Source organism: Stieleria magnilauensis (assembly GCA_007753675.1).
Classification (GTDB): Bacteria; Planctomycetota; Planctomycetia; order Pirellulales; family Pirellulaceae; genus Stieleria; species Stieleria magnilauensis.
This window is the reverse complement of record CP036432.1, coordinates 9,530,746-9,541,502: the sequence shown is the minus strand read 5'-3', so window position 1 is coordinate 9,541,502 and position 10,757 is coordinate 9,530,746. Positions and strand designations below refer to the sequence as shown.

The 10,757-nt window shown below is 60.4% G+C and carries 5 protein-coding genes; all 5 read right to left on the bottom strand.

Features of this window, described 5'->3' with window-relative positions:
* Positions 1–22: 22 nt before the first annotated feature.
* The 5 genes from TBK1r_RS34255 to TBK1r_RS34235 all read right to left on the bottom strand — a co-directional run bounded on the left by TBK1r_RS34255 (position 23) and on the right by TBK1r_RS34235 (position 10,750).
* The gene (locus tag TBK1r_RS34255; protein WP_145220251.1) at positions 23–1,363 is read right to left on the bottom strand and encodes a DUF1501 domain-containing protein; all 1,341 of its coding nucleotides are present in this window, start codon (positions 1,361–1,363) and stop codon (positions 23–25) included.
* An 11-nt stretch (positions 1,364–1,374) separates the two neighbouring features.
* Positions 1,375–3,612, bottom strand: a complete 2,238-nt coding sequence (locus TBK1r_RS34250; RefSeq protein ID WP_145220249.1) for a DUF1549 and DUF1553 domain-containing protein — start codon at positions 3,610–3,612, stop codon at positions 1,375–1,377.
* Between the two features lie 345 nt (positions 3,613–3,957).
* On the bottom strand, positions 3,958–5,655 hold the full coding sequence (locus TBK1r_RS34245) for a cation:proton antiporter domain-containing protein (RefSeq protein ID WP_145220247.1): 1,698 nt from the start codon (positions 5,653–5,655) through the stop codon (positions 3,958–3,960).
* Positions 5,656–5,928: 273 nt separating this feature from the next.
* Positions 5,929–7,341 carry a serine/threonine-protein kinase gene (locus TBK1r_RS34240; RefSeq protein WP_419580673.1) on the bottom strand — a complete coding sequence of 471 codons (1,413 nt, stop codon included), beginning with the start codon at positions 7,339–7,341 and terminating at the stop codon, positions 5,929–5,931.
* Positions 7,342–7,726: 385 nt separating this feature from the next.
* Positions 7,727–10,750 (bottom strand): response regulator, encoded by a 3,024-nt coding sequence (locus tag TBK1r_RS34235; protein WP_145220243.1) that lies wholly within the window; start codon positions 10,748–10,750, stop codon positions 7,727–7,729.
* Between the last annotated feature and the right edge of the window lie 7 nt (positions 10,751–10,757).

The window sequence follows — 10,757 nt, the reverse complement described above, 5'->3', positions numbered from 1 at the left end:
TGTTGAAACAACGGCATCATCACTAACCCATCAACTCGTCGATCGGGGTGGCGTCGCTGACCAAGTGGGTCGGGCGTCCTTCCGGCGTGTACATCATTTGGCCGGGATCGATTCCGAGTTTTTGGTAGATCGTCGAGACGAAGTTTTCAGGCGACAGCACACGTTCGATGGCGGCGTAGCCTTGTCGGTCGGTGGCTCCGACGACTTGGCCACCGGGGGTCTGTCCGCCGGCGAACATCACGCTCATCGCGTTGGACCAGTGGTCGCGTCCGCCGTCCTTGTTGATCTTCGGCGTCCGCCCGAATTCGCCCAGCACGACCACCAGGGTTCGCTCGAGCATGCCCTGTTGTTTCAGGTCCGAAATCAAGGCAGCGATCGTCGCTTCGAACGGAGGCAGTTTGTCGTCCAGTGACTTGAAGATATTGGTGTGGTGGTCCCAGCCGCCATGATAAAGCGTCACGAAGGGAACGCCCGCACCGACCAGTCGCCTGGCCAACAAGGCTTGCTGGCCGAAGGTGTTGCGGCCATAGGCATCGCGGACTTCGTCCGATTCCTGATGGATGTCGAAGGCCGCTTGGGCTTCCTTGCTACTGATGATCTGCATCCCCTGGCCATAAAACTCATCGACGGCCAAGGTCGGATCGGCGACCGACGCGTCGTTGAATCGAAGCATCGTGTCGATGTGTTTGCGAATCTGTTGTCGGGATGTGAACCGGTCGCCGGTCAATCCGCTGGGGATGGTGACGTCACGGACGCGAAAGCTGGAACTGTTGGGGCTGTCGGGCACGACGAACGGCGCGTACTTGCTGCCCAAGAAATTGGGGCCCCCGGAGCGTGACATGCGGGGCAGCGAGAAATAGGCGGGGATGCCGTGGGGCGCGCCGATTTCCTTGGCCACCACGCTGCCCAGGCTGGGGTGGAAACTGACGAAGGCACCACAACCGACCGGGATCCGCGGCGGTGCGCCGGTCATCATGTAATGGTTGCCGGCGCCATGGTTGCCCTGGTCATGGCGAATCGAGCGGACGATTGCCAAGTCATTGCTGATCGCCGCCAGTTTCTTCATCGGCTGTGCGAATTGCACGCCGGGTGTTTGGGTGGCGATCGGCTGATACGCCCCGCGAATCTCGACCGGTGCGTCGGGCTTGGGGTCAAACGTCTCATAGTGACTCGGACCACCGTCTTGCCACACCAAGATGCAAGCGTCGGCTTGTGCGGTGCGGTGTTTCGGATCCGCTGCCGAAGAGGCTCGAGCGCGGGCGCTCAGGGCGCCCGAAAGGCCTCCGGCGATCAGCCCACCCAACCCCAGTTTCAATCCATCGCGGCGGGTCAGGCCTTCGCAATTCGTCCAGCTTTTAGCCATCGTGGTTGATCTCAATTTTGAATAATGAATTCGGGAGCGTTCATCATCGCCCACATCAAGTCTTCGATCGCGCCGCGTCGTTGTTCGCCCGCGGCGGTGATCAGCGATTCGCAGTATCGTTGCTCGTCGGCGGTCGGCCGACGAGAAAAAATCGCCAGGTACAGTTCCGTCACGATCTCTGCGGCCGACAACTCGCTGCCGGCCAGCCGTGCGGCGCGACCGGAGTCGCTGCGAATGCGTCCGTCGATCTCACGCGAGTTCATCAGGTGCAAGGTTTGCGTGACCGAGGAGTCCGCGATCCGTTCGCAGGGAGGGTCCTGGTTCGGATCCGGACGGCCGAACGTGTCCAGGAAAACCGATTCGATGCGGTGCGTCCAAACTTGATTGGAACGCGACTGGGGAGCCAATGCGGAAAACGATTCGCTCGTCTCGGTGGCGTTGGCGACCGCTTCGGCCAGGACTTCGGCACGCAAACGATGCCGGTAGTGACGCGAGTAGTTCAGCCGATCGCCGGCGTTGGATTCGTTGGGCGTTGAACGGGTCGCGTACACGTTGGAAAGCACGATCGTCTTGATCAGCTGCTTCTGATCGTAGCCGGATTGTTGAAAGTGTTCGGCCAATGCATCGAGCAACGCGGGATTGCTGGGCGGATTGGTGCTGCGGAGATCATCGACCGGATCGACGATTCCGCGTCCCATCAGTTGAGCCCAAACGCGATTGACTTGGACGGCGGCAAAATACGGGTTGTCGGCGGAGACCATCCAGTCGACCAGGGCTTCGCGCGGGTCGTCGTCTTCGGCCAGGTCGATCGTCCCGAACAGCGGAGCCGGCGGGAGGACTTCTTCGGTCACCGGATGCCGGACGTCTCCCTTGGTGGAAACGTACACGATCTCTTCACCACCGGAGATCGGCGGCGAAAGCCCCGTGCCCTTGCGGCCGACTTTTCCGAAGAACGCGGCGAAGGAATAGAAGTCGTGTTGGCTCCACTTCTCAAAGGGATGATGATGACATTTCGCACAGTCCAGCCGCACACCGAGGAAAAGCTGGCTGACCAGCGTGGCGACTTCATCAGGGCTGCGGCGGTCACGAAACAACGTGGCGGCACCGTTGTGCCAAGTGCTGCCCTTGGCGGTGATCAATCGACGAGCGAATTCGTCATGCGAAACGTTTTCACGGAATTGCTGCCGAATCCAGTTGTCATAATTGAGTACCGCCTTGATGCCGACCCGATAGGGATTCGGACGCAACAGATCCGCCCATTGGTTCGCCCAGTGATCGACGTATTCGGGTTGTTCCAGTAAGTGGTCGACCAGTTGCTCGCGTTTGTTGCTGTCTTGGCTGTCGAGAAACAGTTGAGCTTCCTGTGCCGAGGGCAAGCGGCCGATGACATCGGTGTAAACGCGGCGTAAGAAGATGGCGTCGCTTGCCGGCTCGGAGACTCGGATCTGCAGTTGACTCAGTTTTTCGTACACCAAGTCATCGATGAAGTTCGCGCGCGGCAGGTCGTCGTAAAATCCATCGGGCAACGCTTCGGTCCGCGGGATGCTGACGTTGGCCACGCGAATGTGATTCATGTAGCGCGCCATCACCGCGGTCTCGCCCGGGACCGGACCGGCCTTCAATCGGCCAGTCGAATCGACTTGCACGATGGCGGCATCGTTGGACAAGTAACTGGTCATCTTGGTGACGTCACGCGTCGTCGCGTCGCTGTAGGTCGCGACGGTCGACAGCTCGGCGGTGCCCGAGGGTGTCAGCGCAAATTCGGTCTGTTTCAACTCGACCGATTCCAGCACGGGTTCGTCCGCCAGCCGACGGGGCGCGCCTTGGCGGATCCACGCGAGGAGCGTGTGATAGGCGTCCGAGCCGACTTCGATTTTTCGACCGCCGCCGTGTGGCAACTCCGCCGTCGCTTTCTGGAGCAACAGACTCGATTCGGGTGAGGCGATGCTCAGCCGCCGCCCCCGCGCTTGACGGGCGATCGCATCGTGGTCGAAATCGGAATCAAAGCCGAGCAGTGAGAGCTGGAAACCATTTTGCCCGCGTTGCTTGCCGTGACAGGCTCCGGCGTTGCAACCCTGTGCGGCTAAGATCGGTTGCACGTCGAGTTCAAAACTGATGGCATCGCCCGCCGCAGCGTTCTGGTGTGGCAGATCTTCGCCATGCGATACGACGCTACAGAACGCGACCAACATCAACGCCGACATCACGACGCGACAGTGCGACAACCTCGTATCAAGGCGATCGGGCATGGCAGGAGGGCGGGCAGGGAGGGGGAGGGCAGGGGAGGGAGGGCCTGTCAGTATAACCGTTGGCCAACCGTTGTTGGCACCAGGAATTTAAAACCGCCAAAAATGCGATTCGGCAATGGGTGGGAAGGCCGTCGTCGTGCGGCAAGCGGTGGGTTGTGGGTGGAGCGGGAGAGAGGGTGGTCAAAAAATGGGATGGTCAAAAAATGGGGCTGGACGATGGGGCAGGACGATGGGGGCATACGCATCAAGTTAAGATGCAAACCTCCCGTGTGCGTATGGGGTCGAACGCAGCGAGGGGAGGTCCAACTGTGAATCGCGGTGGTCACTTCGTCGGTCCGAGTGGCGTCACTTGTTTTTTCGCCGCTGGGTGATCAAGGCGTGCATGACGTCGCTGCGACGGACCACTCCCAGCAATTCGTGGGGGCTGGCGCGTTGGATGACGGGGATGCAATCGTCCGTCTCGCCTTGAAACAACTCGAACGCTCGCGCCGCCGGGTCGTCTTCGTGCAGGCAAGAGTCGATGTCGCTGACGAGGTCTTCGGCACGCACCAGTTTCGCGGCGCTGTGATCGAACAGAACGTCGCTGAGCAGCGGATAGCGAATCACGCCGACGACGCGCATTCGGTCGTCGACGACCGGGTAGGTGTTGTCGTGGCTGTGTTCGATATGCGCGACGACTTGATCGAAGTCGGCTGATTGATGGATGCCTTTGGTTTTCCGCAACAGATCGCTGACCTTGACTTTGCCGATCACCGCCGCGGCGGGGGCGGTGCCGTTGACCGCCGCACGGAACCGGTCGACGACTTCGCGCAGCTGTTCCAGCGGCGTCCGGCTGGTGTGGTGGATCGCTTGGGCCAGCGGGACTTCGCCGGTTTGGATCAACGAGTGTCGGATGAACAGCGGGCCGATGATTTCGAACAGGACGACCGATCCCAAGATGATATCTTGGATCGGTTTGCCCAATTCCGGATTCCGGTTGACGGCAATGGTGGACAGAGCGATCGCGGCTCCGGCTTGCGCGAACAGGCACGAGCCGCCCCAGTTGCGCACTTCCGGCGGTTGCCGGGTGGCTTTGGCCGCGACGTACACGCCCAGCCATTTGCCGACGATCCGAAAGGCGATGTAGACGATGCCCAGTTTGCCCGCGGCGATGAACGCTCCGGCATCGAGTTCGGTGCCGTGGGCGACGAAGAACAACACCGCCAGCAAGCCCGACAAGTGATCGAGTTCGTCGACGATCTTCTGTTTGTAATCCGATGTGTTGGCAACCGTCACGCCCATCATCAGAAAGGACAGCATGTACGGAATCTCGAACGATTCGTCGACGCCCAGCAGGAACGTGACGGCGGCGACCAACAGCACCAGCCAGCGTTTCATGTTCAGAAATCCGCAGCCATAGCTGACCACCAACCCGCCCACGATCCCTAGACCCATCGAACCGGCGACGTTCAGCAACACGCCGAACATCTGGCGGCTGAAGGAGACTTGCAGGTTGCCCTGGGACCATTCGATGCCTAGGAACGCAAACTCGAACAGGATGATGCAAGCAAAATTATTCATCGCGACCAAGAAGCCCGTGCTTTCGGTCACCGGGCCTTCGGAGCGGAATTCTTTCAGGACCAGGATCGTGGTCGCCGGCGCGGTCGCAACGGCCAAGCATCCCAGCAACAACGCCATGCTGCCGGTGCACCCGAACAGGGCCAAGCCGATCGTGACCAGCACCAAGGTCGCCGTGATTTCGGCGATCGAGAGCGCCATGCAGTGCGCCGCGACACGCCGGACCTTGGAAAACGTGAACTCGCAGCCGAGATTGAACAGCACCAGCGCCATCGCCAGTTTGAGCAGCGGTTCGAACAGCTCGACGTGCTCGGTCGGGACCCAGTCCAGGGCGCTCGGGCCGACCAGCAGCCCCACCAACAGAAACGCCGTGACTTTCGGCAAATGAACGAAATCGGCTAAAACACCGGCGGCCAGGCAAACGGCCAGAAGCAATCCAATCGTGCTGGTGATGTGCAGATGGAATTCACCCATGAGGATTGCCATGAAAGGTCGCCCGTGGACACAGTTGGAAAATCCACAAAGAGTGTCAAGTGCGGTGAGACGTGGTCTTGTCGGTCACCCTTTGTTTGCCGAGGCCCAAGTTTAGCCGAACCGGCCCGTTCCTGTCTTGGGCGATCGTGGGGACCGCCCGGCAATCGCTGCGGATGGTTTTTAAGCGAGCGGATTCATCCCAGGCAGAAGCGTAACGGCGTGTTAATGGTCGTGCCCGCGACTTTTCTGACGCGTTCAATTCCCAACCACTCCTCTCTGCGGCGGTCAATCATCCGGCGGGTCGATCACGCGGGCGACGGCGAAGATCGTGTTGTCTTGCGGAATCGATTTGGCGTTCCACTGGAACCAGCGATAGTTGCCGCCGGAGTCACGGTAGCGATTGCAGAACGCCGCGATCGAATCGCCTTGGGCCAGCGTGCTGATCGCTTGGATCGTTTGCCGGATGTCGTCGGGGTGGATGAATTCGATGAAGGGTTTGGAGATCAATTCGCTGTCGCTGTATCCCAATACCCGTGAAAAGTTCGAATTGACCCGTTTGAAGTAACCATCCAAGCTGGCAATGCAGAACAGATCCATGCTGAGTTCGAAAAATCGGCACAGGTCGCGTTGGGCACGCTCCATCGACGATTCCACGTAGGCCGTGATTTGCGCCGCGATGGTTCCCGCGTCGGCCGGGCGGTCGCGTTCGTTTGGGGCCAAGCAGCGTTTGGCCAGCGCGATGATCGCCGGATCCGCGTCGCAGGCGTCTAGGCGTTGGTACGTTTTGTGGATGGAGCCTCGGGCGGCGCGGCGATAGATCCGACGAAAGCTCGATCCTTCATAAGGCGGCTTGCCCGTCAGGATTTCGCACAGCAGCGCGCCCAAGCCGAAGACGTCCGAACGCACGCTGATGTGATGGCCGCGCGCCTGCTCCGGCGCCATGTAGCTCGGTGTGCCGATGATCTTGCTGTTGGACAGGATCATCGAGAGCTGCTCGTCGGAAATGTTTTCCACCGCAGCCGGGCTGATCGGAGTGAGCTCAATCGGGGACTTCCCCATTTGACGACTCAATCCCCAATCCATCACGTGGACTTCGCCGTACGCGCCCACCATCACGTTGGACGGCTTGATATCCAGGTGAACGGTCTGGTGCGCGTGTGCATAGGCGATCGTCTGGCAGACTCGGGCGAAAACATCCAGCAGACGCGAATGCTGCAGCTGGGTTTTGTTTTCCGTCTTCATCAACTCACTGAGCGTCCTGCCCTCGACCAGTTTCATCGCAAAGAAGGGCTGTCCGTCGTCGCTGATCCCCATGTCGTAGACCGAGACGATCCCCGGATGCTGCAGCCGCGCGGTCGTGCGAGCCTCTTGGAAGAAACGCTGACGTGCTTCGTCTCGCCCCTGATAGTTCTTCAGCAAGACTTTGATCGCGACCTCCCGATCAAAGATGCTGTCGTAGGCGTGATAGACCAAGCCCATGCCGCCTTTGCCGATTTGTCTGTCGATCACATACCGTTGCATCGTGGCGACCGGTTGCGGCTCGCAATGGTCGTGATCGAAATCTCCCCCCGGCACGCTTCCCGCACGGTCCTTCGAGATTGATGCGGTGCGCGCCGACGAGCGATTGGGGATCATGGATTCCGGATCCTCATGATTCGGTTTCAGGTCAAAATCGCGGCAAATTTGGATCAAGGTCATCGATTGCAAACTCTTCTTGCGAGAGCTCGCGCAGCCTTGATTGATCAGTTTGCCCCACACCTGCTGGAACCGCCTCATTGACCTTTCCAGCAGGAGATCCCCGGAGAACCTCGCTCGGTTCGCCGACGATCAACGATTTCAACGCTGCACAAACCTCCCGGTGGTGCGGGCGGCTGACGCGCCCGCGGTGGAGTCGAAACGTTGTGCATCTGCTCATGTGTCCGCTGCCGCCGATTATACCCCTTATTCCAGGGGGATGGTAGCTAAAAGTCCCCCAGGCCTTCGAGCGGCGTTGTTTTTGCCCGTCCGGTCAGCCCGGCCGTTCAGTTGGGCGTTCAGTTGGGCGTTCAGCCGTCCGGTCAGCCCGTCCGGTCAGCCGGGGCATTCACTCGGGATGGGACTGGAGAAGCTGGTTCAGCTCGGCCAGCATGGCGCCGGCATCGACGTTCAGCTGAGCCAGATCGGCGACCGTTGCCGCCAAGTCGTTGTCGCGGGCCTTCGATTCGATCCGCAGCGCCGTTTCGCGCACCGCCTCGGCAAAAAACAGGCTGGCGGACCCTTTTAAGGTGTGTGCACTGCGGGCGACCACGACCGGATCGCCGTGGGGGATGGAGTCGTTGAGGACTTGCAGCAAGCCGGTGCATTCGGCGATGAACACTTCGGCCAGCCGCGCAAGACCGCGTGATCCGCCGGGGATTCGGCTGGCCGCCGCTTGCAGATCGATCGTCCGATACTCAGCGGGGCCAGAATGGCTGGAGCCAGAGTCGCTGGCGCCAGTCGCATCGGGGTCGGGATTCGAAGGAGACGCGGCGGTGGCGCCGCCGCCTTGGACTGCGGTGGAAACTTCGCTCTGGTCTTGGGCTGGGGCGATCGCCGCCGGTTCGTTTGGAGCGGCAACTGCAGCCCGTCCAGAGCCGGGTTTTCCAGAGCCAGCTTTTCCGGGGCCTGATTGGCCGAAGGCGGCGAGCACGGACGTCGTGGGGGCGAACTGGGCCATCATTTCTTGCAGCCGCCGCTGGTGGATCGGTTTGGTCAGGTAGCCGTCCATGCCCGATCGGGCGCATGCCTCGGCATCCTCCTTCATCGCCGCGGCGGTCAACGCGATGATCGGGATGTGCCGACCGGTGACGCGCTCATGGGCACGAATCGCCTTGGTCGCGTCGATGCCGTCCATCACGGGCATGTGCATGTCCATCAAGATCATGTCAAACGGTTCGGATTCGTACCGCGCGACCGCTTCGCGTCCGTCGCTGACGACGACGGGTTGATGGCCCGATGCGCGGAGCATGCCGACGGCGACGTGTTGGTTGGCCAAGCCGTCTTCGGCGACCAAGACACGCATCGGCAAGCATTCCGGCAGGCTCGCACGCGGATCGATCTTGGCGGCCGTTTTTCGCTGCATGACTTGCAGGATCGTGTCGAGCAATTCCGATTGCACGGCGGGTTTGGTCAGGTAGCGGGCGATGCCGATGTCCTGGCAGCGCTGCAACGCATCGCCGCTGGACGACGACGACAACATGATCAGTTTCAGTTGTTCGCTTGAGAACTGGCTGCGGAGCTGTGTGGCGAGTTCGAACCCGTCCATTTCCGGCATCATGCAATCCAGGATCGCCAGCTGAAACGGCTGGCCGCGTTGGGCCGCATCGGTGACCGCTTGCAGCGCGCTGGGGCCTCCGGCGGCCAGCGTCGGGGTCAAATGCCAGTTGGTCAGAATCTCTTTCAGGATTCGCAAGTTTGTCGCGTTGTCGTCGACGACCAGCACGGACATCTCGGCCAGGCTTTCCAGGTCGCCTTCTCGGTCAACGGTTTGGTCTTCCGCCAGCGGAAAGAACGCCGTGAAGTAGAACGTCGTGCCCTGGCCGGGGCGGCTTTCCAGTTGCAAGTCTCCATGCATCAACTGGACCAATTCTTTCGAGATCGCCAGCCCCAGCCCCGTGCCGCCGAACCGACGCGTGGTCGATTCATCGGCTTGCGTGAACGGGTCCAGGATCGACGCGTGTTTTTCTTTCGGGATCCCGATTCCGGTGTCCTTGACGCTGAACCGCAGCGGCAGGTGATTGGGAGGTGCATTCGGGCACGGATCTCCCGCACAGACTTCGACCAACACCTCGCCTTCGTCGGTGAATTTGATGGCGTTGCCGATCAAGTTGATCATCACCTGACGCAACCGTCCGGGGTCTCCCATCCAGCGATCGGGAACATCCGGTGCGACGCGGCAGGCCAGTTCGATGGTCTTTTTGGCGGCACGGATGGCCAGCGATTGGCTGGTCCGCTGGATCAGATCGCGCAACGAGAACGGGATCGATTCCAGTTGCAGTTTCCGCGATTCGATTTTCGAAAAATCAAGGATCTCGTTGAGCAACAACAGCAGCGATTCGGCCGAATCACGCACCAGATTGATGTAGTCGAGTTGTTCGTTGTTGAGTTTCGTTTGGGCCAGCAGTTCGGACATGCCGATGATGGCGTTCATCGGCGTCCGAATCTCGTGGCTCATGTTGGCCAGGAAGTCGCTCTTGGCCCGGTTGGCCGCGTCGGCTTCGTCGCGGGCTTTGCGAAGCGCTTCTTCGTACTTGATCAGTTCGGTGATGTCACGTGAGATGCCGAAGGTGCCGATCACCCGCTCGTCGTCTTCCATCAACGGCATTTTGGTGGACATGCACCAGGTGTCGTCCCGGTCGTGCCAGGTTTCGCGTTCGACGAGATCGACGACGGGTTCGCGGGATTGCATGATCTGCAATTCGTCTTCGCGGGCCGCGGCGGCGTGCGTTTCGGTGAAGATGTCGGCGTCGGTTTTTCCGATCACTTCGGCGCTGGCCAGACCGAACTTTTTCGCCATCGCTTCGCTGATCCGAACGAACCGACTGTCCGGATCTTTGAAATAGATGCTGTCGGGAATGTTTTCCAGCAGCGCGGTGAGCAGATAGCGTTCGTATTTCAGTTCGCTTTCGGCGAGATGTCGGTCGGTGACATCCCAGAAGATCAGTTGGATACCGATGACGCGTTGATGGGCGTCCAGGACGGGGCTTTTGATCCGTTCGATCCAGCGGCGTTGGCCGAATTTATCGATCGACTCTTCGACGCTGTGCAGCGATTCGCCGGTACGGATGACCTGCCGGTCGTCCTTCATGTAGGCCTGGGCGATATCGGGCGGGAAGAGTTCGTCATCGCGTTTGCCCAGCACTTCGTCGAGTGTGCAGCCGCGGGTTTTCAAGTATGTCTCGTTGGCAAACAGCCGCCGACCATCGATGTCCTTGATCAACAGACTCAGCGGTAACGTGTTGACCAGCGACTCGTACGCGGCGAGCGAGTGATGCGGCGCGAGGGAGTCGAGCACGTCGCTGCCCGAATCATCCCAGGACGAATCATCTGGGGCCGGTGGGTCCGTTTCGATGCCATGCGGATCTGCCATCGGTCTG

Coding starts and splice junctions, on each gene's coding strand:
- TBK1r_RS34255 (WP_145220251.1), bottom strand. CDS start 1,363: ATGGCTAAAAGCTGGACGAATTGCGAAGGCCTGACCCGCCGCGATGGA.
- TBK1r_RS34250 (WP_145220249.1), bottom strand. CDS start 3,612: ATGCCCGATCGCCTTGATACGAGGTTGTCGCACTGTCGCGTCGTGATG.
- TBK1r_RS34245 (WP_145220247.1), bottom strand. CDS start 5,655: ATGGCAATCCTCATGGGTGAATTCCATCTGCACATCACCAGCACGATT.
- TBK1r_RS34240 (WP_419580673.1), bottom strand. CDS start 7,341: ATGACCTTGATCCAAATTTGCCGCGATTTTGACCTGAAACCGAATCAT.
- TBK1r_RS34235 (WP_145220243.1), bottom strand. CDS start 10,750: ATGGCAGATCCGCATGGCATCGAAACGGACCCACCGGCCCCAGATGAT.